The following is a 24,706-nucleotide window of genomic DNA, read 5'->3' as shown; positions in this document are numbered from 1 at the left end:
TTCATTATAAAAACAGCGGCCTTTGCCGCTGTTTTTGATTCCAATTCATACAGAGAATCTAATAGTCGAAGTACAAAAAGAAGTTTATAATGTGTTTACTTTATTAACTGTCATTACAAGGCTATCCGCTTGTCTAACATTGAAGATAATCTAATTGTTCGAAATCTTGGTCTTAACGACTACGAACCAATTTGGAAAGCAATGCATGAATTCACTGATAGTCGCAATGACGAAACTGTCGATGAAGTCTGGTTAGTTGAGCACAATCCTGTATTCACACAAGGCCAAGCAGGTAAAGAAGAACACCTACTTAATACAGGTGATATCCCTGTTGTTCAAAGTGACCGTGGTGGTCAAGTTACCTATCACGGGCCCGGTCAGTTAGTTGCCTATTTTCTTATTAACCTACGTAGAAAAAATATTGGTGTTCGAGAGCTGGTTACCAATATAGAAAACCTCGTTATTAATACCTTGGCTAAATTTGATATAGAATCATCGGCACGTCCTGACGCGCCCGGTGTCTATTCCGATGGTAAAAAAATATGCTCTCTCGGACTAAGAATCCGAAAAGGCTGCTCCTTTCATGGCCTAGCGTTAAATATCAATATGGATCTTTCACCTTTTTTACGTATAAACCCTTGTGGATATCAAGGCATGGAAATGGTACAAATAAGTGAACTTGGCGGCCCTAGCAATGTTGAACTCGTTGGTGCAACGTTAGTTGAAGAGCTACTTTCCTTGCTTAACTACGAGCATGTCGACCTAATAAAAGAAAACAATAAATCATGAGCAAACCAATTCAAATGGAAAAAGGCGTCAAATATAGAGACGCTGATAAAATGGCATTGATACCAACTAAAACAGTGCCTGTTGAAAAACATGAAGTATTACGCAAGCCAAAATGGATGAAAATAAAACTGCCTTCTGACAGCCAACGCATTCAAGAGATCAAGTCTGCTATGCGTAAAAACAAACTTCATTCTGTTTGTGAAGAAGCATCTTGTCCCAACCTAGCAGAGTGTTTTAACCACGGTACTGCTACCTTTATGATCTTGGGTGCCATCTGCACTCGACGCTGTCCGTTTTGCGATGTTGCTCATGGCAGACCAATAACACCAGACAACAATGAACCTCAGCATCTTGCACAAACAATTAGCGACATGAAGTTAAAATATGTTGTGGTAACTTCCGTGGATCGTGATGATTTACGCGACGGCGGTGCTCAGCACTTTGCGGATTGTACCCGTGAAATTCGTGCGAAAAGCCCTGGTATAAAAATAGAAACACTCGTGCCTGATTTTCGTGGTCGCATGGATGCCGCTCTTGAAGTACTAAAAGACAACCCACCGGATGTTTTCAACCATAACCTTGAGACAGCACCCCGCCTATATAGAAAAGCACGCCCAGGCGCAAATTATAAGTGGTCATTAACGTTACTACAGAAATTTAAAGAGCTGCATCCAGACGTACCGACTAAGTCAGGGTTGATGATGGGCTTAGGCGAAACAAAAGAAGAAATCGTAGACGTTCTGAAGGATCTTCGAGCCTATGGTGTAACCATGCTAACCATTGGTCAATACTTATCTCCAAGCCGCCATCACTTACCCGTAGAACGTTATGTGCCGCCTGCTGAGTTCGATGAACTCAAAGAGATAGCATTAGAGCTTGGATTTACTCATGCGGCTTGTGGTCCCTTTGTTCGCTCTTCGTACCATGCAGATATGCAAGCCAAAGGCGAAGAAGTAAAATAACTGAGACAAACATTCAGAAAGATGACTTAAATTGGTGATCTTTTTGTATTCGCAACGTAAATTGTATATAAGTTCGATAACAATAAGTAATTAGTAGTGTTTTAAAAGGAATTTAGGTATGCAGAAGTTAGGTTTATTAAGTTTTTTATCACTTATCCTTGTGGGTTGTTCTACGCAAAACACTCAACAAGATAACTATTTAGATGCGTCGTTTGAGTTGTGTAATACCGAAGTAAGAACCTACTCTGTTAGCGATGATGGTCGAGTAAGGATCATCTGTGAAGATGACTCTAAGTTCACTATGAACAGTGAAGCTACTTTAGAAATAATGCGTGACATCAATATCGATTATTGTACTGGTGAGGGGCTCTCTAAATTTAACGAAAGTCGCCGTTACTATTCGTTCCAATGTAAGTCTGGCTCGACGATAAGTATCAACAAAGAATAACCATTAATTAAACACAAATAAAAACGCGAGCCTCATTTAAGCTCGCGTTTTTTATTTGTGCTTAAAAATAGGATCACTTAAACCCTATTTTATCTTACTTAAGCGTATACAGGTAACCGCTTACAGATATCTAGCACTTTTCGTTTCGTTGCTTCAATAACCGTTTCATCGTTGATGTTATCTAAAACGTCACACATCCAGCCAGCCAAAACCTTCGCATCTTCTTGCGTAAACCCACGACGTGTAATTGCCGGAGAGCCTACACGAATACCAGAGGTAACAAATGGGCTGCGCGGGTCATTAGGCACTGAGTTTTTGTTTACGGTAATGTTGGCCGCGCCTAACGCTGCGTCTGCTTCTTTACCTGTAATATTTTTATCAATTAAATCGACAAGGAATAGGTGATTTTCCGTTGAACCAGATACGATATTGTAGCCACGTGCTATAAATTCAGCCACCATCGCTTTTGCATTCGCAATAACACGCGCTTGATATTCTTTGAATTCTGGCTCCATCGCTTCTTTGAACGCAACTGCTTTCCCTGCAATGACATGCATTAGAGGGCCACCTTGGCCTCCTGGGAATACCGCAGAATTCAGTTTCTTATACATGTCTTCACCAGCGTTTGATAAAATCAAACCACCACGAGGACCTGCAAGCGTTTTATGCGTTGTTGTTGAAACAACATGAGCATGCGGTAACGGTGTTGGGTATACGCCCGCGGCAATCAAACCCGCAACGTGCGCCATATCAACAAACAAATACGCGTCTACTTTATCAGCGATTTCACGCATACGAGCCCAGTCAACAACCTGAGAATAAGCAGAGAAACCACCGATAATCATTTTAGGTTTATGTTGAACAGCTAACTGCTCCATCTCGTCATAGTTGATTTGACCAGCTTCATCGATACCGTAAGGGATAATGTTGTAATGCTTACCTGAGAAGTTTACTGGTGATCCGTGAGTCAGGTGACCACCATGTGCCAAGCTCATACCTAGCACGGTATCACCAGGCTTTAATAAAGCCATATAAACAGCACTATTTGCTTGTGAGCCTGAGTGAGGTTGCACGTTAGCGTACTCACATTCAAATAACTGGCATGCACGATCAATTGCAAGCGATTCAGCCTTGTCTACATACTCACAACCACCATAGTAACGCTTGCCCGGATAACCTTCGGCATATTTATTGGTTAACTGAGATCCTTGAGCTTCCATGACTCGTGGACTAGTGTAGTTTTCTGAAGCAATTAGCTCGATATGCTCTTCCTGACGAAGAGTCTCTTCCTGTATTGCAGCATATAGTTCTGCATCATAATCAGCAATGTTCATGTCACGCTTTAGCATCTGTATCTCCTGACTCAGATAATCTGAAATTCTAAAAAACCACACATCCAACCAAAGCAAACGTTTACGTTGGTGTACTAAGTGGCGATATTCTACATAATTTGATCTATATCAGAAAGCAACTTAAGCAAAATAATCATGTGATTTTTTCATCTTCCATTTGAATTAAGTTCATATCAATAAATGAAAGAAGTCTGTCAACACTAAACTGTCAACTTCTTCCTTTACAGTGTGTAAAGTGTAACTTACACGCTGTACCTTCAAATTTAGCCTTCAAGCTACCGAAAATACAAATTTTTATCTACTATTCTCACCATTAAATACCACAAAAAAGAAAAATGATGCAAAAACACTCAATAAGGGAAGACTGGATAGCGATACTTACTGGTACGTTTTTAACGGCTCAGGGCATATTTTTTCTTCAATCTGCAGATCTCATTACTGGAGGAACGGCAGGCCTTTCATTACTATTAAGTCAGTTAATACCAATCAGCTTTGGTACCTTCTATTTTTTGACAAATATTCCTTTTTTCATCTTAGGTTGGCAGCGGTTTGGCGCTCAGTTCGCTCTTAATAGTATTGTCTCATGTGGGCTTGTTTCACTGTTTGTCGATCACTTAGATAGGGTGATCAACATCGAGTCATTAAACGACATATATTGTGCCATTGCTGGCGGATTATTGATGGGGCTGGGTATGTTAATTTTATTTAGGCACCGTTCAAGCTTAGGTGGTTTCAATATATTTTGCCTGCTTGTTCAAGATAAAACGGGCATTTCTGTTGGCAAGACACAGCTCGCCATTGACACCACTATTTTATTCTCGTCTTTCTTCTTTATAACCCCAACAATATTAGCCATTTCAATACTCGGTGTTGTTGTACTTAATATTGTATTGGGGATGAACCATAAGCCATCTCGCTATACGGTAACCTATAGCTGAGGGTGAGGTTACGAATAAAGATAAACATTGTGCTGTTAGTTTTTCTAAGTAAAGTAACGTAATACTAACGACTTATTTGGATTAACAGCATGGATGCCACGTTAAATACTCGTCATTTCGATCCCGTTGAATTTAGAAAAAAACTGCACCGTAAACCAGAACTCTCAAAGCAAGAAAAACAGACATCAACCATTATTTTTGCACAATTGAAAGACTTCGGATTATCACCCGTCGGTCAGATAGGTGGATACGGCATTGTCTGTACTGTCGATAGTGGTAATGCAGGTGACACGACCTTATTACGGGCAGATTTCGATGCCTTACCTATCTGTGAAATAGCACAACATGACCATGTATCCGAATACGTGGGTGTAATGCATGCCTGTGGACATGATGGCCATACAAGCTCTCTGTTATTAGTCGCCGAACATATTTCAATACACCCACCTAAAACAGGCAAAGTAATTCTGTTATTTCAACCGGCAGAAGAAACCGGAACAGGTGCTCTCTCCATGCTTAATGATGAACAACTCTTATCATTAAAGGTTGATAACGTTTTCGCTTATCACAACCTACCCGGCTACCCAATTAATCAGATCCTGATAAAGGAAGGAACATTCGCGTGTGCCTCTACTGGTGTATTAATCGAATTAGAAGGCAAGACCTCTCATGCGGCAAGACCAGAAAATGGCCTCAGTCCATGCCACGCAATGGTCGAAACTGTGCAGTATCTGCAAAGTATTTCACAACAATATCCAGATGCATTCAGTTTGGTCACAATAGTGCATGCAAGGCTTGGAGAAGAAGCGTTCGGTATATCTCCAGGAGTTGCCAAAGTAATGGCAACCATGCGCAGTGAGTGCAACCAAACCTTCTCAAGCATGAAAGCGGATCTGCTATCGATGCTAAACAAACTACAAAAAGAGACAGGGATTAATGTAAAGGTAGAGTGGGATGAACCATTCAATGCAGCCATCAATTCTAGCGAACATACTCAACTCATCCTTCAACAAGCTAAACAATTAGGCATGTCAGTTGTAGAGCTTGATGACCCCATGCGCTGGTCGGAAGACTTTGCGGAATTTTTGCTCAAATGGAATGGTGCGCTGTTCTGCATTGGCAGTGGTGAATCTCATCCAGAATTACACAACCCAGATTATGATTTCCCAGATGATATATTGAAAACAGCCAGCCAACTATTCGTTTCAATTATTGACCGACTGCATTCTAATTAAAGACCAAGGTACTCTAAGGGTTGTTGATTAAAACCACTCGTGTTTCGTAAGGTCGTAATGACATCTTTCTTTCAACAGCTAAGCAGAGACCATCACTATAGTTACCGAGCAAATATTGCGCATTAGCCAAGTCAATATATTCAGGTAATGCACATTCTGTTGGTTCTGCGTAGTAATTATTTACGCAGATAAGCGTCTGTTCTTTGTTGCTACGGGCATAACAGAAAATCTGTTTGTCATCCGGCATCAAATCTACATAATCACCATCAGTAATTACCTGAATATCTTTACGCAGCGTTAGTAGCTTCTTATAAAAATGAAACACCGAATCAGGTGAACTGACCGCCAAATCAGCATTGACTTCAACGTAATTTTGAGCAACGCCTAACCACGGATTGGCTTTAGAGAATCCAGCATACGCCTTGTTACTCCATTGCATCGGTGCTCTGGAGTTATCTCTCGACTTGTGAGACAGAATATCCAACATAGCATCCTTATCAACACCTCGTTCGTTAACCATGATGTCATAGATATTGGTACTTTCTACATCACGGTATTGCTCTATCGAAGTGTACTTCGGATTCGTCATCCCGATTTCTTCACCTTGATAGATATACGGTGTTCCTTGCATCATATGTATAGAGGTAGCCAGCATTTTGGCGGATTCAATTCGGTACTCGGTATCATTGCCTATACGGCTTACGATACGAGGCTGATCATGGTTACACCAAAACAACGCTCCCCAGCCTTTCCCGTTCAATCCTTTCTGCCAATGACTAAATATCCGTTTTAATTCTATAAAATCAAATGGTGTTTTAGTCCATTTATCACCGTTGTTATAGTCAACTTTCAAATGATGAAAGTTAAACACCATAGACAGTTCTTTCTGATCTAAGGATGAGTACTGCTGGCAGTGTTCCAGATTGGTCGATGACATTTCTCCCACGGTTACACTACCGTATTTCTGAAAAACATCCCGGCTGATCTCTAGAAGGTACTCGTGTACCTTGGGCCCATCGGTATAAAAACGACGTCCATCACCAGTATAATCATCAGGGAAATCTTGTTGTTTAGATATCAGGTTAATGACATCTAAACGGAATCCATCAATACCTTTTTCTGCCCAAAAACTGATCACATCTTTAACTTCTTGACGAACTTTAGGGTTCTCCCAATTCAAATCTGCTTGTTCTTTTGCAAATAAGTGTAGGTAATATTGGCCTGTTTTCTGGTCTAACTCCCACGCATTGCCGCCAAACTTAGACTCCCAATTAGTCGGAGGTTGCCCTTCTATTGGGTCTTTCCAGATATAGTAATCTCGATACTCACTCTCTTTGTTACCAAGTGCAGCTTGAAACCACTTATGCTCTGTTGACGTATGATTTACGACAATATCCATGATTATACGAATACCTTTTTGATGCGCTATAGCAAGCAATTCATCAAAGTCAGCCATGGTTCCAAATTCTGGGTTGATAGCGTAATAGTCTGAAATATCATAGCCATTATCTATCATTGGAGACTGATAAACCGGCGTCAACCAAATAGCATCAACACCCAAAAGTTTAAGATAATCAAGCTTACTCGTTATGCCTTTAATATCCCCAGTACCTTTTGACCCACTATCACAAAAGCTTTTAGGATAGATCTGATAAATTGCTGCGGTACGCCACCACTCTGCCGAATTCATAATCATCTCTCTACATTATCTTTACAAAAACGGAGTGGCCAATCTGACCACTCCAAAAGGACTTAAGCACTAACGACTTCTAATTCGCCTTTTAACTGTGCTCTTTTGTAGGAAAATAGAGTCAATGTTATAGGTAGTAAGATGGCAACTAACATGGCAATAGCGTATATCGTCCAGTATTGAGGTTGAATAGAAAGGATACCAGGCAAGCCACCAACACCTATCCCGTTAGCCATTACACCAGCACTACCACAAATTGCCGCTGCAACCGCTGACCCAACCATCGCACTCAACATTGGGAATTTATACTTTAGATTGATGCCGTACATTGCAGGTTCTGTTACGCCTAAATAGGCAGAGATTGCCGCTGGCACAGATATATCACGTTCACCATTTTTACGGCTGATAATGATGATACCGACGACTGCAGAAGCTTGTGCGATATTAGAAAGTGCGATAAGTGGCCAAATCGGTGTTCCGCCAAGCTCTTGCATCAATTGCAGGTCTACTGCGTTAGTCGTATGGTGAACACCCGTAATAACGAGTGGCGCATACAAAAATCCGAATACCATAGCACCAAGTATGGCGAAATCACCTGTCATCGCTACTTTCGCAGCAAACGCAACACCATTACCGATAATGCGTCCAAAAGGACCAATTAAGGCATGCGCAAGTACTACTGAAAGAATAATAGACACAAACGGTACGACAACGAGATACAAATAGGATGGAACAATTCGCTTAAGATTCGTTTCAATGAAAGCCAGTGCCACACCTGCAAGCATCGCTGGGATAACCTGAGCTTGATAACCTACTTTTTCGATCACAAACAACCCAAAGTCCCATACTTCTGGAGCCGCTTTACCTATCATATAAGCATTCATCAGTTGCGGTGACACTAAGGTAACACCAAGTGTAATACCAAGTATCGGTGTCCCACCTAGCTTCTTAACCGTGGACCAACAAACCCCAACAGGGAGGAAGAAAAATATCGCTTCACCGATTAACCATAAGAACGAATGCACCGTCGCCCAGAACTGACTAATCTGCGTTAGGGTTTGGCCATCAAACATCTTGATGTCGCCAATGACATTCCTAAAACCTAAGATCAAACCACCAGTGATAATAGCGGGTAGCAGAGGCACGAAAATTTCGGCTAAATGGGAGATGCCTCTCTCTAAGATATTCATATTTTGACGAGCAGCCACTTTTGCTTCATCTTTCGACGAGGATGACTGGCCCGTCATTTCGATTAATATTTTATATACCTCATCAACTTCCGTTCCAATCACAACTTGAAATTGACCCGCATTGGTAAAGCAGCCTTTTACTATTCTTAAGGCTTCTAGACCTTTAACATCTGCGATTTCAGTGTCTTGCAATACAAAGCGCAAACGCGTTAGACAGTGACTTACACTAGCTATATTATCTCCACCGCCTACTAACCCTATAAGACGTGCAATATCTTCTCTTGCAATATTACTCATTATTCTCACCCTTTTATAACTTATTAAAGTCTATACCAAACCCCAAAAAATTAACGCTTACCATCACAGGTATTGGAGTTGAAAAGTAAACCAAACGATTAATGGGAACAGTCCCAATAACGACGAGTATAATGCCTCAATGTGTACGAACATTAAATGGGAACAGTCCCATTAATTGAACAAGGTCACACCTGATCTTATTTATATCAATATAAACAATAGGTTAAATATTCTGGTTAATTAATTGGAATTTGAGTGATATGTTTTTCAGTTTTATCCCCTAAAAGCTGAGATATCAGCATGTTAGCGGCATAACGGCCCGCTTCCTCATAGCCAGGATCAACGCTAAACGTGTTAGGAAAAAGAAAGGAAAGTAGTTGATTGCCACCCACACCAGTCACCATCACTTCATCGCGTGATAGTTCTTGTAATCTTTTAATCACACCTAAGGCTAAGGTGTCACTGGCGCAAGCAATCGCTTGAGTTTGTTCATTTAAAATTGAATCGACCTGTTGGTAAGCACTTTCGTGACTCAATTGTCCGGTGCTATAACAAGGCGTAATGTCGTTCTTTTTACACCAATCTATATAGGCATTTAGACGGGTCTCACCGGTTGATTTATCACTTATATCGACACCAATATAAGTAACTTCCGATAATGAATGGTTCTTTATATGTTCCAGTGCTTTAACAATCACACCCGCACTATCGTAATCGACTGACGAGATACCTTCCACATCCATAGCAATGACAACGATTTTGCTTTTCCACTCAACCAGACGGGAAACATCACAACCAGTAAAACCAAAAAGGATGACACCATCAACATTTCGCTTTTTAAGTACGTCTAGGTGATCGTTGGTTTTATCTTTATCAAACTGACTCTCCATGATAACCACATCGTAACCGACATTATAAAGCGTATCGAGGATACTACTGACGGCTCTATTTTCGGAAGGAGAATCTAGACGAGAAATAATGACACCTACAACCTTCTGGCTGCCTCCGCGCATAGACTGTGCTGATTTTGACGGCACATACCCAGACTCTGCAATAATCTTCTCTACTCGTTCACGGGTATCACGCTTCACTTTAGGATCATTGGTTAACACACGAGAAACCGTTGATTTACCAACACCAGAAAGTTTCGCAATATCATGAATAGTCAGTTTTTTTGTTGGCATCAATTCATTACCTGATCGCAGTTCACAACCGTATCAGAACTAAGTGTCAACATAGCTCGTGTCCCCTTTAGCCAAAGCAACAATTCACGTTCCGTGTTTTGATATTTGCTTCCAGAAGCCGCTGGAATTTGTTTTAGTGCAATACGTTTATGCGCCATGACTATTTCTGCTGTATTTTCGTCTATAGTTAACACCGTAAACTGCGTTCCGTTATTACAAACATAAAACGGTTCTACGGTAGAACTACATCCAACCAACACCATAATTATTGAAATAAAAAGCCACTTTACATTCACACTAAAACCTTTATATCTGTTCAAGGTATGCTGGTACGTCTTTAATACTATTAAGTACCGTCGAGGCAATAGACGCTCCCTTGTCTGTCACTGGTTTTCCAGTTCTGACTAATATTTTAGTACCAACACCAGCCGCTTCTGCGGCCATCATGTCTTCCGCTTTATCCCCGACCATAACCGAGTTCATCATGTCGATCTTTAAAAAATCGCGCGCAGAATGAAACATGCCAGGCTTGGGTTTACGGCAATCACAATCTTGTTTATATTCACCAATGCCATGCTCTGGATGGTGCATGCAATAATAGATCCCATCGAACTCAACGCCGTTGTCGACAAAGTTCCAATCCATCCACTCAGTTAATGAGAGAAACCTATCTTCGCTAAACAAACCGCGAGCAACACCCGATTGGTTCGTGACCAAAACCAAAAGGTACCCCATTTGTTGTAGTTTTTTGGTCGCTTCAAAGACACCGTCGATGAATTCAAAATCATGCTCATCATGTACGTACCCATGATCGACATTAATCACACCGTCTCGGTCTAAAAACACAGCAGGTTTAGCCAAAGCGTTATCCTCATTAGATATTTAGATCGAAATTATTGCACGCTTTACAGCGCTAATCACCATTTATCCTCAAATAACAAGGTTTGTTTAATGTCGTTTTATCGCGTTTAGAACGTCGTAACATCCAAATAGCACGGTTAAAATAGAGCTATAGACGTCTAGACGTAAAAATATCTATTGACATGAAAACGTGATGGCCCTAGCATAATCTACAGTTTAGAAAGTTAACCAATACTTTATTCTAATTATCCTGATTAGGTTTTATTACATGATTAAAATCAGCAACGTTAACAAGGTGTTCTATCAAGGCGAAAAAGAAATTCATGCCTTGAAAGAGATAAACCTAACCGTTCCACAAGGCAACATATTTGGTGTTATAGGTTCCTCCGGTGCAGGAAAAAGTACACTTATCCGTTGTGTAAACATGTTAGAAGCCCCTACACAGGGTAACGTTGTTGTCGACGGAGTCGATTTGACTCAGTTATCTAAATCAGAGTTAAGCGAAGCTCGTCGCAATATTGGTATGATATTTCAACACTTTAACTTGCTCTCTTCTCGCACTGTTTTTAATAATATTGCCCTTCCTCTAGAGCTTGCAGGCATAAGCAACGATAAAATAAACACCAAAGTTTCCGAGTTATTATCTTTGGTGGGGCTAGAGGATAAGCGAGACACTTATCCAGCCAATCTAAGTGGAGGTCAAAAACAACGTGTCGCCATTGCAAGAGCGTTAGCTTCTGACCCTAAAGTCTTGTTATGTGACGAAGCCACCAGCGCATTAGACCCAGCAACGACACAATCAATCCTTGAATTGCTGAAAGAGATCAACCGTAAACTGAACATAACTATCCTACTCATTACTCACGAAATGGATGTTGTTAAAGGCATATGTCATCAAGTCGCCATCATAGGAGACGGTGAACTTGTTGAAAAAGGCACGGTTGGTGAAATTTTTGCTCACCCGAAAACAGAACTCGCGCACAGTTTTATTCGCTCAACGTTAGACCTCTCGATTCCAGAAGACTACCAATCTAGGCTACAACCAGATCGTATTGACGGAACGCATCCACTTGTCAGACTTGAATTTACTGGAGAGACAGTAGATACCCCGGTAATGAGCCAGATTTCTCGTCAGTTTAATATCGATGTCAGTATCTTAAGTTCCGACTTGGATTACGCAGGTGGTGTTAAGTTCGGAATGATGGTCGCAGAATTATTTGGCTCAGAAGAAGATGACAATGCAGCCATCAAATTTTTAGAAGAACACAAAGTTAAAGTAGAGGTGCTCGGTTATGTCCTTTGATTCTATTACTCAATGGTTAAGCTTCAATAGTGGTCTATTATTGGGCGCCACAGGTGAAACACTCTATATGGTTGCCGTGTCTGGTTTGGTCGGATTTGCAGTAGGTATTCCGCTCGGTGTTATCTTACACATCACCAAAAAAGGTGGGCTGGCAGAAAACACCAAATTAAATGGTGGCTTAGGTGCCGTTGTGAACATTGGCCGCTCAGTACCATTTCTAGTCCTAATGGTCGCTATCATCCCAGTAACAAAACTTTTAGTTGGTACGTTTATCGGCACAACAGCCGCAATAGTCCCTCTGACCATAGGTGCGATCCCTTTTGTTGCTCGCTTAATTGAAGGCGCGTTGCTTGAAGTCCCGGGGGGTCTTGTAGAAGCAGCACAATCTATGGGAGCAACACCCATGCAAATCATTACCAAGGTACTACTTCCTGAGGCTCTGCCAACCATAATCAACGCAGTCACTATCACTTTAGTCACACTAGTAAGCTACTCAGCCATGGCAGGTACGGTTGGTGGTGGAGGCCTCGGTGACGTCGCCATCCGTTACGGCTTTCATCGGTATGATGTTGTTATCATGGCGGTCACCGTAGTGATGTTGATAGTACTGGTTCAAATAATTCAATCGATAGGCGATACATTCGTCCGTCGTGTAGACCACAGATAATAATAATCACAATAAACTAAGGAGAGGTAACATGAAATTTAGTCTTAAAAATTTGCTCGTAACAGCGACAGCGGCATCAGCTTTAGTATTGGTAGGCTGCGGTGACAAAGAAGTGGATAGCAACAAAATAAAAATCGGTGTAATGGCAGGTGCAGAAGCTCAAGTAGCTGAAGTAGCGGCAAAAGTAGCAAAAGAGAAGTACAACTTAGATGTTGAGCTTGTAACCTTCACTGATTATGTTACGCCAAATGCAGCTCTTGATGATGGTTCTGTAGATATCAATGCCTTCCAGCACAAGCCTTATCTTGATCAACAGATTGCTGACCGTGGCTACAAGCTTGCTATCGCTGGTAACTCGTTTGTTTACCCTATTGCCGGTTACTCTAAGCAGGTGACATCCGTTGACCAGATTGCTGATGGCTCACGCATCGCGGTCCCTAACGACCCAACTAACTTAGGGCGTTCATTGCTACTTCTTGAACAACAAGGGTTGCTTAAACTACGCGCCGATACTGGTCTTTCTGGCACCATTCGCGATATCGTAGAGAACCCTAAAAACATCACTATCGTAGAGCTAGATGCCGCACAACTTCCTCGCTCACTTGACGATGTTGCACTATCAATCATTAACACGACCTATGCGAGCAGCATCGATCTAACACCAGAGAAAGATGGCATATTCGTAGAAGACAAAAAGTCTCCATACGTTAACCTGATTGTGGCTCGTACTGACAATGTCGATTCAGAAAAAGTACAAAACTTCGTAAAAGCCTACCAAACAGATGAAGTCTATAAAGCCGCATCTGAGATCTTTAAAGGTGGTGTCGTTAAGGGTTGGTAATAACCACTTTTCATTACCGTTTTAGACTCAATTAAAAAAGCCGAATGATGTATCACATCAGTTCGGCTTTTTATTTGTTCGTTATTTAACTCGTATTCTATCGCCATATTCCTCTGCCACAGATTTTAAAATGTCACTCCAGCGATGATAGACGAGTAAATGACCAAGGTTTTCAAATTCATGAAATTTTGAATTACTAAGGCTACGGTGAAACTTTCGTGCCAATTGAACGGGAACATGTTGGTCCAGACTGCCATGCCATATCGTTACTGGTGAAACGATAGTTTCAAAATCAATGTTCCATAGACGACTAAGAATGACCAGATCTTCGCAAAAGGCATTCGGTCCTTGCCGCATCGCTTCTCTGAACGCCAATAAAAAATTATCAGTGACTTCTGTTTCCGACAATGCTGCCGCGTCGCTCTTACACAAATGTTGATAAACCTGATCAAAATACAACTCGTGATCTTTCATCAAATTATTGGTGATAATCTTTAAAAGAGGATGCAGTATCGACGGAGCTCTCATCGCGATTTGCGCCAAAAACTTATTACTGGATTTTACGCCATGGAAAAGATTGATTGGTTGGTAAGGAGTCACAGTACTAACAATCGTCGTATGCACTATCCGTTCTTTTAATAGGGACGCCGCCGCCAAGGCATAAGGCCCTCCACCACAAAACCCCATAAGAGAATATCGATCCAAATTGAGACAGTCCGCCAACGTATCTACGTCACGTGCGATACTCGCCAAAGTACGATGTGGATCAGCCGTTGATAAGCCAAACCCTGGACGATCAATGGTAATTAAACGAATATTATGGTCAAAAAGAGTCCGATTGTTTGGATGTTGCTGCAGTCGTGAACCCGTACTCGGTGGAAACAAGATAACGGGAATACCGTTTTTTCTGCCTATATCACTGAATCCTAACTGCCTCTCATCACTGACTTTACAGACTTGATGATAGCACGCAGTTTCAAAAATAAGCTTGGATTTTAGCGAACTGACCGTGTCTCGAGTTTCCGCTGTAGGATTCATCAAAATCAGCTTCATTAACTCACTTTGCCGGTGGCAATCTGTTTTTTGAAAGACAGATTTTAACTGAGTCCGAATGGTATTAATCGAAACACTGTGACTATCGCTAATCTCATTCAACGTTTTATTATGCGCCAGTTTTTCGACCAGTCTCTGCTCGGCTTTCGTTAAGTTGTAGCGCTGACAGAACCCGGTTAGATTGGGTTTTACATCTACATTTTGATTTGCGAAAAGAACCAGTATATTACTACCAAGCTGATATTGATCATCAATCCGAGACAAACTAATACTCGCTGGATTCGTTTGGAAACTGTCACGCAAACGCATTGTCGCCTCGCGTTCTTCCCCTTTAAGATCAATCAGTTCAGACAGCAGTTTATTGAACCGCTGTTGTTGGGAGTTGAGCGAGAATACAACATGACCACCCTCTATTTTCACTAAATCTGTGGTCTTTAGAAAGTCGAGTGCCAGTTGGTTCTGTTGCACCAACGACCCACTACCAGTAATAACAAAGGCAGGCAAAGGTAAGAAGTCGAATAGGCTCAATTGCAGATGTTGGTGCTCATCATTATCTTTCATTCTATTACTGATGGCGGCACTTCGCTCTAGGTGTTCAACGATAGTAGAAACCTGAGAAAGGCCTCTATACCTTTCGACCTCCCGCATTGATAACCGTTGATTTACCTGCGCAGTTGCGCTCACCACACGTTCTGCTTCCAGTGGTGGAAGCGTTGATGCTATCTGTTCCAACAAAACAGGCCACTGGGTCGGATCCAATGCAGTATCATAGATTTGCGCAACCAATTCTGGCGAAATTTGACCATTAGCATCCATTCTAGAGTTCTCTATGCAATAGTGAGCTTATCGTTCCAGCAACCATAGTATCGACCTGTTCAGTTGCAAACATTGACGAGAGTCATTGCGTAGCGCTTTTCGTTACCCAATGAATTTGCTACACTCCTGTGGCAAACATATTTTAGATATTAGTCGGGGAGCGATGGGCCACAACCCAAAGCTGAGACCATTTCGATGGGACCCGTTGAACCTGATGCAGTTAACACTGACGTAGGGAACTGATAGCCATGCCAAAATAAGGTTGTCTACATCCCGTAGCATACCTCGCTTATCTGGCTGCTGTTATTCCTTTACGATTACGTTTAGGAACCAAACATGACAGCAAAGCACACAACACCAATTGTACTTACCATTGCCGGTTCAGATAGTGGCGGTGGCGCAGGCATTCAAGCGGATATCAAAGCCATCTCGGCAACAGGCAGTTATGCTTGCTCCGTAATCACAGCTCTTACTGCACAAAATACTCAAGGCGTCACCGGCATCCTTCCCATCTCGTCTGAATTTGTAGAGCAGCAGATGGACGCCGTTTTTTCCGACCTTAATATCCAAGCCGTAAAAATCGGTATGTTGACTGACGTCAGCATTATAAAGACCGTCGCCAGAAAACTTCGCCAATATAAACCGAAACATCTTGTCATCGATCCCGTAATGGTTGCGACAAGTGGCGACCTTCTGCTAGAAAGCTCTGCCATCAGCACCTTAAAATCCGTTCTTTTGCCTTTAGCCACGATGATTACGCCCAATCTTCCAGAAGCCGCCGCCTTAACCGGTGAATCGGTTCCTAACACTGAAGCTGAAATGAATGCACTCATTGTAAAGCTGAGACAATTAGATACGCGAGCTATCTTGCTCAAAGGTGGGCACCTAGAATCTTCCGATAACAGTACCGATCTATTTGTCACCAGAGAGCATGTCGAACGCCTATCGACAGCGAGAATTAAAACGCAAAACACCCACGGTACAGGCTGTACGCTCTCCTCAGCTATAGCCAGCTATCTTGCACAAGGCTATAGGCTAAAAGAAGCCGTTCAACTCGGTAAACTCTATATTACTCAAGCAATTTCTCACGCTGACAAATTAGAGATTGGTTACGGTCATGGCCCTGTTCACCACTTTTTTCCAGGACACCAATTAATTCAAGACCATTATTTGTTTCCAACTCAGGCCGAAAACACACAATCCAATAGTGATGTTGAGTATGACTAATCCTGTACTCATTGAATTGAGAAATGCCTCTTTAGGCTACAAAGGTAGCCGGCAACCCATCCTCTCTGACTTGAACATGCAGATATCAAAAAAGCGATGGACCTCTATTTTGGGTAGAAGTGGCTGTGGAAAAACCACCTTGCTTCGCTTTCTCGCTGGCCTCTTAAATGACGACCTTGATTGGCAAGGAGACATGAAAAGCAGCCTTAACGGTGAGCTACACCAAAATGTCGCCTATATGGCACAACAAGATTTACTCATGCCATGGCTCAACGTCATGGATAACGTTTGTTTAAGCTTTAAATTTGGCAACGACATCTTGTCAGAAAAAGATAAACAAAAAGCGATTCAACTTATCGATCAGGTTGGGCTGTCGAATCAACGCCTTCAATTTCCTAATCAGCTTTCTGGTGGAATGCGTCAACGAGTCGCTCTTGCCAGAACGTTAATGCAGGATAAACCTTTGGTATTGATGGATGAACCGTTCTCTGCTCTGGATGCAGTGACTCGTTACCAGCTACAAAATCTCTCTGCCGCACTTTTACAGAACAAAACCGTGGTGTTAATCACGCACGACCCTCAAGAAGCGCTGCGATTAGCTGACCACATCTATCTCATGCTGGGCAGTCCATCTCAAACGCACTCTTTTCCTGTTCCCAATGGCGATGCACCTCGACTCTTGAACGGGGAAATAGCAGCGTTGCAACAGAAACTAATTGAGCAATTGGAACGAGACCATGTCGGAAATTAACGTATTAAATACCGCTTCTGAAGCGAATATAGCGAAGAAAAAACACACAATACACCCTCTACTTCAAGGTATTCTGACCACTTGTCTACTGTTTGGATTATGGCAGTTGATTGTTGTTGTGTTTGCATTCCCTCCTTTCATCTTGCCGTCGCCTCACGCCGTCATGATGAAACTTATACAACGAATCGACGTGTTGCTCTTCCATACATGGGTAACCACACAAGAGATATTACTTGGGTTAATTTTAGGTCTCACTATGGGGTTGTTTTTTGCATTACAGATGCTTTTATTCGAACCTTTGAAACGCTGGCTATTGCCGGTCTTAATCGCCAGTCAAGCCATACCGGTATTTGCTATTGCTCCAATATTAATGCTGTGGCTCGGTTATGGAATCGCATCTAAAGTAGTCATGGCGGCACTCATTATTTTCTTCCCTGTAACGACATGTTGTTACGACGGACTGCGCTCTACTCCTAACGGTTATCTTGACCTCGCTAAAACCATGTCGGCATCTAAATGGCAAACGTTAAGACACATCCGCCTCCCAGCGGCATTACCGGCTCTTGCCTCGGGTATTCGAGTTGCCGTCGTCGTTGCCCCAATCGGCGCGGTAGTTGGTGAATGGGTAGGTTCCAGTGCTGGGCTAGGGTATTTAATGCTGCAAGCCAACGCACGAATGATGATCGATGAGATGTTTGCCGCATTGTTTATTTTAGCCCTATTTTCTATCGCCTTATATTTCATTACAGACAGATTACTCAAACGAGCTATCCATTGGCAGCTCTAACCTAAACCCATCAATATTTAAGGAAAAATGATGCATTCCCAAACCCGAACAGGTTCTATCGTAAAAAAAGGATGGCTGGCTCTTTTACTCTCTGGCCTTTCTCTCAATGCGAGCGCAGAACAAAAGAGTGTTACGTTAATGCTGGACTGGTTCGTAAATCCGAACCATGGGCCTATCGTCATAGCGCAAGAAAAAGGGTACTTCAATGACCAAGGACTTAACGTTGTGATTCAAGAGCCCGCCGACCCAAGTATGCCGGCTAAGCTTGTAGCTGCAAATAAAATCGATTTGGCTATCTCCTATCAAACCAGCTTAACCATTGATGTAGCGGAAAACCTTCCTCTCATTCGCGCTTCTACTCTCATCGCGACACCACTCAATACCTTGATGGTTTTAGACAACGGCAAGATACATTCTCTAGCTGATTTAAAAGGAAAAAAAATAGGCATTGCCATTGCGGGTAATGAAGAAGCAACCGTCGGCACCATGCTAGAATCAGCAGGAATTACGTTCAATGATGTGGAAATAATCAACGTTGGCTGGGCACTGTCTTCTTCTTTAGCGTCGGGGAAAGTTGATGCGATTTGGGGCGGTTTACGAAATTTTGAGTCGAATCAACTCGCGATTGAAGGCTATAAAGCGAAGGCTTTTTATCCAGAAGAGCATGGCGTCCCTGCCTACGATGAACTTGTCGTTGTAGCCAACGCGAATCATTATGATGCCGATGCTATCCGTCGATTTAATAAAGCGATAGAGAAAGCCACTATATACATTATTAACCACCCGCAAGAGGCATGGATAGAGTTTGCCGCATACTCACCTGACACATTAAATAACGAACTAAACAAACGAGCGTGGCGCGATACGCTGACACGATTTGACCTTAGGCCCGCAGCCGTTGATTTGGAACGTTACGACCAGTTCACTCAATTTCTATATAAAAACAAAATCATTCGCTCAAAACCTAAAGCATCTGATTTTGTACCAACGTTGTAATACTAAGGAAATAGGATGAAGCATCAAGATCTTATCAACGCATGCATAGATGAATGGCAAGCCTATACCTGCCATTCATTCGTTAAACAACTCGCGACTGGCAAGCTCAATGAACACGCTTACTTACATTATCTTAAGCAAGACTTTCTATTCTTAAAGCATTATGCGCGAGCCTATGCGATGGCGATCTACAAAGCTCGAACATTAGCAGAAATGCGTATGGCACTGCCAAGTGTGCAAGCACTACTGAACAGCGAGATCGCCCATCATGTTAGCTACTGCCAGAAATGGGGGCTTAGTGAAGCGGATATGGAAGCAGAACCAGAAGCATTCGGTACTGTCGCGTATACACGTTACGTTTTGGATACTGGCATGTCAGGGAATCTAATCGACCTCTATGTGGCCTTAGCCCCCTGTTCTTTAGGTTATTCCGAAATCGGGAAAAACCTTTTATACAGTGGCGATACTGAAACGAAGAACAACCCCTATCTGAACTGGATAGAACTTTATGGCGGCGATGAGTTTCAATCCGGAGTGAACACCAGCGCTGGTCAATTGGATGAATTACTCGCTGAAATAGCGATTGAGAGTGAGCGGGGCCAGCAGTTGTGTGAGGTATTTAGAACAGCAACTCGGATGGAAATTGCATTTTGGCAGCAAGGATTAGACGCTGCGATTTAAACAAAGGATATAGAGATGACAAATATGAACCAGAAAAAAGAATACATAATTAATCATTTAAAGTCTGTTCGGGAACAGAAGCCATTGGTCGTCAATATTACCAACTACGTGGTAATGAACAATACCGCCAATGCGCTTCTCGCCATAGGCGCCTCCCCTATCATGGCGCACAGCCAGCAAGAAATGGCAGAAATGATGAGCTTTTCCGGTGCATTGGTTATTAACATCGGCACACTAGACAGTGTGTGGACTCCCCGTATGGAATATGCCGTTGAGCAAGCCAATATTAATAGTAAAATAGTGGTCCTTGACCCTGTAGGGTGCGGAGCAAGTCAACTAAGAACAGAGACCGCGCGGCGCATTGTTCAAGCGGCTGACAAGCTTATTGTGCGAGGTAATGCATCAGAGATCATTGCGTTAGCCGGCGAACAAGCTCAAAGCAAAGGCGTTGATGCCCTAGATTCTAGTGATGCTGCACTAGATAGCGCCCAATTTTTGGCTAAAGAGTATAAATGCAGTGTTGTTATATCGGGTGCAACCGACTATGTGGTCTCTGAAACGGAGGTTGTGCAACTGAATAATGGTGACGCGATGATGCCTTATGTCACCGGAATGGGTTGTACCCATACTGCACTTATTGGTGCATTTGCCGCCGTAGGCGACACGAGCGGTTTAGCCGCAACAGCAATATTAGGTGTTGCGGGAGAAATCGCGGCAGAGAAATCAGCAGGGCCGGGTTCATTGCAATTACATCTTTTGGATGCGCTTTATCAGCTGGATGATGAAATGCTTCTAAATCGTTTGAAGGTAAGCTAGTTCAGCCGTTTGGCAAAATTGGACTCGCGAAGGCCGTTAACCTAGAACATTAATGGGTCAGCAATATGGAGATAGTCTCGCAATTGCGGAACGATCTCCATATTGGTCACAATCTTACTTAGCTTGGTAATTGGTATTAAAGGGAAACGACAAGTGGAATTAACAACGAATAACAAATCTACTCTATATCGACTTTATCTGGTTACGGATGATCAGCAAGATATTGGCACCCTAAAAAAAGTAGTACAACAAGCGATCCTAGGAGGTGTCACGGCGGTTCAAATACGTGAAAAACATGGCGATGTCCAAGCGTTTATTGAAAGAGCCATGGCAGTAAAAGCGATCCTAAAGGGGACTGGTGTCCCTTTGATCATCAACGACAGGGTTGATGTCGCGCTTGCGGTTAAGGCTGATGGAATCCATTTGGGTCAAAGCGATATGCCCGTAGTTATCGCTCGTCGTCTGGTGGGTGATAAAATGATTATTGGCCTATCGGTAGAAAATGAAGAACAGCTCGAAGCATCTACACACCTGCCGATTGACTATATTGGTCTCAGTGCCATTTTTTCGACACCAACAAAAACCAACATCGTAAAACAGTGGGGATTAGAAGGCCTAGAACGCACTGTACGAATGAGCCCGTTACCGGTTGTCGCTATTGGTGGGATTAATCAGTCAAATATCCATCGGGTATCAAAAACTGGCGTGGATGGCATTGCGATAGTCTCTGCTATCTGTCACGCAGATGACCCACAATTAGCCAGTAGGTACCTGCTGGAATTAATGAAGCAATAATCGAAGCCGCTGACGTGAATGTCATCATCGTTGATCTATCACTCAGCGAACCCAGTTCTCTAAAAATAAATTCTGGCCGATTTTTATGCTATTTTATCGGTACCAACCACTTACCTAGTAGACAGATGGATTACACTTTAGAGCCAATTGGTATCATTCATACGCCTTATAAAGAAAAATTTGCCGTCCCTAGGCAGCCTAGATTGGCACCTAGCGCTACCGCAAGAATTCAATTAAGCGGCCAATCTAATTCACCTGAAGCTGTTCGAGGAATCGAACAGTTTAGTCATATTTGGCTGCTATTTATGTTTGACCAGAACCTTCATGCAGGTTGGACACCAACCGTCAGACCACCCCGATTAGGGGGAAACGAACGTGTCGGTGTATTTTCCTCCCGCTCTCCATTTCGCCCTAACGGCATAGGTATGTCTGCAGTCGAATTAAAGGGAGTCAAACAGGAGGAAGGGCAAATCTGGATTGAACTAGGTAGTGTCGATCTAGTTGATGGAACCCCTATTATTGACATCAAACCCTATATACCTTATTCAGATTCGGTATTTGATGCCAATGGTGGATTTGCTCAAACAGAACCAAAGTTACTCAAGGTTGTGTTTTCTTCTCTCGCCGATCAACAGATTGGCTTTCATGCAAATAAAGAACAGGTTAGAGCGGTAATTAATGAGGTATTAAGTCAAGACCCTCGACCCGCCTATAAAAAGAACCAGATTGACAGTAAAGAATATGCAGCAAATCTGTTTGATCTAAACGTCAAATTTAAGGTAAACGACGAATTAGTTATCGTCACTGCTATTGAACGCTTTTGACTAAAGCAAATGGCTGATATCATATTCAGCTAATTTTTAATAACCATGATGAACGGATACCATAAATGCGTACCAGTAAATATCTTCTTTCAACCCTGAAAGAGACGCCAAACGACGCAGAGATCATTAGCCACCAACTAATGCTACGTGCAGGTATGATCCGCAGACTTGCTTCAGGTCTTTATACTTGGCTACCTACCGGATTACGTGTACTGCGTAAAGTCGAAAATATTGTTCGAGAAGAAATGAATAATGCCGGTTCTGTAGAAATGATAATGCCCGTGGTTCAACCTTCTGAACTATGGCAAGAAACAGGCCGTTGGGACAAGTTTGGTCCTGAGCTGCTAAGAATTGCAGACCGACATGACCGATCGTTTGTGCTGGGCCCAACGCACGAAGAAGTGATCACGGACATGGTTCGTAATGAAGTGAAGTCATACAAACAACTTCCATTGAACCTTTTTCAGATTCAAACAAAATTTCGTGATGAAGTTCGCCCTCGCTTTGGTGTAATGCGCTCGCGTGAGTTCATCATGAAGGATGCATACTCGTTCCACCTAGACAAAGAGAGTCTAGAAGAAACGTACAAGGAAATGTATCAGGCATACTGCAATGTATTCAACCGTATGGGTTTGGATTTCCGTCCAGTATTAGCCGATACCGGCTCTATTGGTGGTAGTGCTTCTCATGAGTTTCATGTACTTGCAGAAAGCGGTGAAGATCTGATCGCCTTCTCTGATGGTTCCGATTACGCAGCTAACATAGAGAAAGCTGAGGCATTAGCACCGACAGAAACTCTAGCAGAAGCAACGAAAGAGCTTGAGTTAGTTGATACACCAAACGCAAAAACAATTGCCGAGCTCGTCGAACAGTTTGATCTTCCGATTGAAAAAACAGTGAAAACTTTGTTTGTCAAAGCATCTGAAGAAATCGATGCCGACTTGGTTGCTCTGCTTATACGTGGCGATCATGACCTAAACGAAGTCAAAGCAGAAAACTTAACTGAAGTTGCCTCACCTCTCGAGTTCGCTGAAGAAGCGGAGATACGTACATTGATCGGTGCTGGCCCCGGTTCACTTGGCCCGGTAGGTCTTACTCTACCTGTCATTGTTGACCGTGCGGTTGCGGTAATGAGCGACTTTGGTGCTGGTGCAAATGTTGATGACAAGCACTATTTTGGTATTAACTGGGGGCGTGACGTTGAACTAGGAAAGGTTGAAGACCTGCGCAACGTTGTTATGGGTGATCCTAGCCCTTGTGGTAAAGGTTCTCTACAGTTCAAACGCGGTATCGAAGTTGGTCATATCTTCCAACTTGGTAACAATTACTCAAAATCGATGAACGCTGGTGTTCTTGGTCCTGATGGACGAAACCAGATAATGGAAATGGGTTGTTACGGTATTGGTTGTACTCGTGTCGTCGCGGCGGCCATTGAGCAAAACCACGATAAATTCGGCATCATCTGGCCTGAAGCCATTGCTCCTTTCCACGTTGTTATTGTTCCTATGAATATGCACAAGTCTGGTCGAGTTAAAGAAGCGGCAGAGAAACTCTATACTGATCTTACCTCTCAAGGTATTGAAGTACTGTTCGATGACCGTAAAGAGCGCCCAGGTGTCATGTTTAAAGATATGGAACTGATTGGAGTTCCGCACACTATCGTTATTGGCGATCGTAGTATGGACGAAGGTAACTTCGAATATAAGAATCGTCGCAACGGAGAAAAAGTCGCTATTGCTATGGATTCGGTTGTTGAGCATATTAAAGCTCAACTGAGTTAAGTTACGCTCAAACCATTAGGAACAAGGGTTGCATTTTTGCAGCCCTTTTTTTATTTCTCTACTTTTTTGTAAAACAGAGTAGATGTAATTAGTACCAGCACATTGATTCATCATCTCATTGCTCACGTGGGGGATAACAAATCAAACTTTGTCATCCCCTCTGTCGCTGTGTATATTATTGCAAATAAATATTGATATGAAAATCTGGATAATGAAATGAAAATATATGATTGCTGCAATCTCGTTCGCGAACTTTATGCTCAAATTGGAAGTGGCGACCAAGGCTATATACCACAAGCAATTACTTGTGCCGTTAAAACCCTAAATGATATCGCAGCCGATGAAACATTGATTAAAGATGTAAGAGATAGAGCCGCATTTGCTGCTGCTAACTTGCTTATTTCTGATTTTGAGGACTAGAG

The 24,706-nt window shown here is 42.5% G+C and carries 24 protein-coding genes, 1 pseudogene and 1 riboswitch; of the genes and pseudogenes, 18 read left to right on the top strand and 7 right to left on the bottom strand.

Annotated elements, in window-relative coordinates; translation table 11 throughout:
- The first annotated feature begins 138 nt into the window (after window positions 1–138).
- The 3 genes from lipB to AACW90_RS20500 all read left to right on the top strand — a co-directional run bounded on the left by lipB (window position 139) and on the right by AACW90_RS20500 (window position 2,199).
- Window positions 139–789: a lipoyl(octanoyl) transferase LipB gene (gene lipB, locus AACW90_RS20510; protein WP_390238339.1), complete on the top strand. Its 651-nt coding sequence runs from the start codon at window positions 139–141 to the stop codon at window positions 787–789.
- On the top strand, window positions 786–1,751 hold the full coding sequence (gene lipA, locus AACW90_RS20505) for a lipoyl synthase (RefSeq protein ID WP_347998242.1): 966 nt from the start codon (window positions 786–788) through the stop codon (window positions 1,749–1,751). Before lipB ends, lipA begins: the two co-directional genes overlap by 4 nt.
- Window positions 1,752–1,869: 118 nt before the next feature.
- The gene (locus AACW90_RS20500) at window positions 1,870–2,199 is read left to right on the top strand and encodes a hypothetical protein (RefSeq protein ID WP_195704076.1); all 330 of its coding nucleotides are present in this window, start codon (window positions 1,870–1,872) and stop codon (window positions 2,197–2,199) included.
- Between the two features lie 98 nt (window positions 2,200–2,297).
- Here AACW90_RS20500 and glyA read toward each other — a convergent pair whose 3' ends face one another.
- The gene (gene glyA / locus AACW90_RS20495) at window positions 2,298–3,548 is read right to left on the bottom strand and encodes a serine hydroxymethyltransferase (protein ID WP_390238298.1); all 1,251 of its coding nucleotides are present in this window, start codon (window positions 3,546–3,548) and stop codon (window positions 2,298–2,300) included.
- A 341-nt stretch (window positions 3,549–3,889) separates the two neighbouring features.
- On the opposite strand from glyA, the gene AACW90_RS20490 reads away from it, so the two are divergent.
- Both AACW90_RS20490 and AACW90_RS20485 read left to right on the top strand, forming a co-directional pair.
- Window positions 3,890–4,489, top strand: a complete 600-nt coding sequence (locus AACW90_RS20490; protein WP_390238295.1) for a YitT family protein — start codon at window positions 3,890–3,892, stop codon at window positions 4,487–4,489.
- 89 nt (window positions 4,490–4,578) lie between these two features.
- The gene (locus tag AACW90_RS20485; RefSeq protein WP_390238293.1) at window positions 4,579–5,724 is read left to right on the top strand and encodes an amidohydrolase; all 1,146 of its coding nucleotides are present in this window, start codon (window positions 4,579–4,581) and stop codon (window positions 5,722–5,724) included.
- A 13-nt stretch (window positions 5,725–5,737) separates the two neighbouring features.
- Here the strand turns inward: AACW90_RS20485 and treC are convergent, their stop codons facing one another.
- The 5 genes from treC to gmhB form a co-directional block, all read right to left on the bottom strand.
- Window positions 5,738–7,420, bottom strand: coding sequence for an alpha,alpha-phosphotrehalase (treC, locus tag AACW90_RS20480; protein WP_390238291.1), 1,683 nt, complete (start codon window positions 7,418–7,420; stop codon window positions 5,738–5,740).
- A 56-nt stretch (window positions 7,421–7,476) separates the two neighbouring features.
- On the bottom strand, window positions 7,477–8,901 hold the full coding sequence (gene treB / locus AACW90_RS20475; protein ID WP_390238287.1) for a PTS trehalose transporter subunit IIBC: 1,425 nt from the start codon (window positions 8,899–8,901) through the stop codon (window positions 7,477–7,479).
- Window positions 8,902–9,137: 236 nt separating this feature from the next.
- Window positions 9,138–10,085, bottom strand: a complete 948-nt coding sequence (treR, locus tag AACW90_RS20470; protein WP_390238284.1) for a trehalose operon repressor TreR — start codon at window positions 10,083–10,085, stop codon at window positions 9,138–9,140.
- Window positions 10,085–10,381: an MliC family protein gene (locus AACW90_RS20465; protein ID WP_390238282.1), complete on the bottom strand. Its 297-nt coding sequence runs from the start codon at window positions 10,379–10,381 to the stop codon at window positions 10,085–10,087. The genes treR and AACW90_RS20465 overlap by 1 nt, the downstream gene beginning before the upstream one ends.
- Before the next feature lie 10 nt (window positions 10,382–10,391).
- A complete protein-coding gene (gene gmhB, locus AACW90_RS20460; RefSeq protein WP_390238280.1) occupies window positions 10,392–10,946 on the bottom strand; it encodes a D-glycero-beta-D-manno-heptose 1,7-bisphosphate 7-phosphatase in 555 nt (184 codons plus the stop codon).
- A 268-nt stretch (window positions 10,947–11,214) separates the two neighbouring features.
- Here gmhB and metN point away from each other — a divergent pair, with 268 nt between their 5' ends.
- From metN to AACW90_RS20445, 3 genes are read left to right on the top strand one after another with little or no spacing between them, the layout of a single operon-like run.
- On the top strand, window positions 11,215–12,249 hold the full coding sequence (metN, locus tag AACW90_RS20455; protein ID WP_390238277.1) for a methionine ABC transporter ATP-binding protein MetN: 1,035 nt from the start codon (window positions 11,215–11,217) through the stop codon (window positions 12,247–12,249).
- Window positions 12,239–12,916, top strand: a complete 678-nt coding sequence (locus tag AACW90_RS20450; protein WP_275134589.1) for a methionine ABC transporter permease — start codon at window positions 12,239–12,241, stop codon at window positions 12,914–12,916. The genes metN and AACW90_RS20450 overlap by 11 nt, the downstream gene beginning before the upstream one ends.
- Window positions 12,917–12,947: 31 nt before the next feature.
- Window positions 12,948–13,757, top strand: coding sequence for a MetQ/NlpA family lipoprotein (locus tag AACW90_RS20445; RefSeq protein ID WP_390238274.1), 810 nt, complete (start codon window positions 12,948–12,950; stop codon window positions 13,755–13,757).
- 81 nt (window positions 13,758–13,838) lie between these two features.
- On the opposite strand, the gene AACW90_RS20440 is transcribed toward AACW90_RS20445, so the two are convergent.
- Entirely contained in the window at window positions 13,839–15,626 is a 1,788-nt protein-coding gene (locus AACW90_RS20440; protein WP_390238271.1) for a bifunctional helix-turn-helix transcriptional regulator/alpha/beta hydrolase, read from the bottom strand.
- 144 nt (window positions 15,627–15,770) lie between these two features.
- A riboswitch (TPP riboswitch) is annotated at window positions 15,771–15,881 on the top strand.
- A gap of 81 nt (window positions 15,882–15,962) precedes the next feature.
- On the opposite strand from AACW90_RS20440, the gene thiD reads away from it, so the two are divergent.
- The 10 genes and pseudogenes from thiD to AACW90_RS20390 all read left to right on the top strand — a co-directional run bounded on the left by thiD (window position 15,963) and on the right by AACW90_RS20390 (window position 24,704).
- Window positions 15,963–16,853: a bifunctional hydroxymethylpyrimidine kinase/phosphomethylpyrimidine kinase gene (thiD, locus tag AACW90_RS20435; RefSeq protein WP_390238268.1), complete on the top strand. Its 891-nt coding sequence runs from the start codon at window positions 15,963–15,965 to the stop codon at window positions 16,851–16,853.
- Complete coding sequence (locus AACW90_RS20430; RefSeq protein WP_390238266.1) at window positions 16,846–17,604, top strand: ABC transporter ATP-binding protein; 759 nt, start codon at window positions 16,846–16,848, stop codon at window positions 17,602–17,604. Before thiD ends, AACW90_RS20430 begins: the two co-directional genes overlap by 8 nt.
- Window positions 17,605–17,695: 91 nt before the next feature.
- Window positions 17,696–18,391, top strand: a pseudogene (locus AACW90_RS20425) (ABC transporter permease); the annotation flags it as partial.
- A 30-nt stretch (window positions 18,392–18,421) separates the two neighbouring features.
- Window positions 18,422–19,387: an ABC transporter substrate-binding protein gene (locus AACW90_RS20420; RefSeq protein ID WP_390238263.1), complete on the top strand. Its 966-nt coding sequence runs from the start codon at window positions 18,422–18,424 to the stop codon at window positions 19,385–19,387.
- Window positions 19,388–19,402: 15 nt separating this feature from the next.
- On the top strand, window positions 19,403–20,068 hold the full coding sequence (gene tenA / locus AACW90_RS20415) for a thiaminase II (protein ID WP_390238260.1): 666 nt from the start codon (window positions 19,403–19,405) through the stop codon (window positions 20,066–20,068).
- 15 nt (window positions 20,069–20,083) lie between these two features.
- Window positions 20,084–20,884, top strand: coding sequence for a hydroxyethylthiazole kinase (gene thiM, locus AACW90_RS20410; RefSeq protein ID WP_390238256.1), 801 nt, complete (start codon window positions 20,084–20,086; stop codon window positions 20,882–20,884).
- A 153-nt stretch (window positions 20,885–21,037) separates the two neighbouring features.
- Complete coding sequence (gene thiE, locus AACW90_RS20405; RefSeq protein WP_390238253.1) at window positions 21,038–21,679, top strand: thiamine phosphate synthase; 642 nt, start codon at window positions 21,038–21,040, stop codon at window positions 21,677–21,679.
- A 125-nt stretch (window positions 21,680–21,804) separates the two neighbouring features.
- Complete coding sequence (gene tsaA, locus AACW90_RS20400) at window positions 21,805–22,503, top strand: tRNA (N6-threonylcarbamoyladenosine(37)-N6)-methyltransferase TrmO (RefSeq protein WP_390238250.1); 699 nt, start codon at window positions 21,805–21,807, stop codon at window positions 22,501–22,503.
- 65 nt (window positions 22,504–22,568) lie between these two features.
- Window positions 22,569–24,284, top strand: coding sequence for a proline--tRNA ligase (proS, locus tag AACW90_RS20395; RefSeq protein ID WP_390238248.1), 1,716 nt, complete (start codon window positions 22,569–22,571; stop codon window positions 24,282–24,284).
- Window positions 24,285–24,500: 216 nt separating this feature from the next.
- The gene (locus AACW90_RS20390) at window positions 24,501–24,704 is read left to right on the top strand and encodes a YaeP family protein (protein WP_195704103.1); all 204 of its coding nucleotides are present in this window, start codon (window positions 24,501–24,503) and stop codon (window positions 24,702–24,704) included.
- The last annotated feature ends 2 nt before the right edge of the window (window positions 24,705–24,706 follow it).

It is taken from the genome of Vibrio frigidus (genome assembly GCF_042465995.1).
Classification (GTDB): domain Bacteria; phylum Pseudomonadota; class Gammaproteobacteria; order Enterobacterales; family Vibrionaceae; genus Vibrio.
Note: the sequence above shows the minus strand (reverse complement) of the source record. Positions and strands in the feature narration are given on the sequence as shown.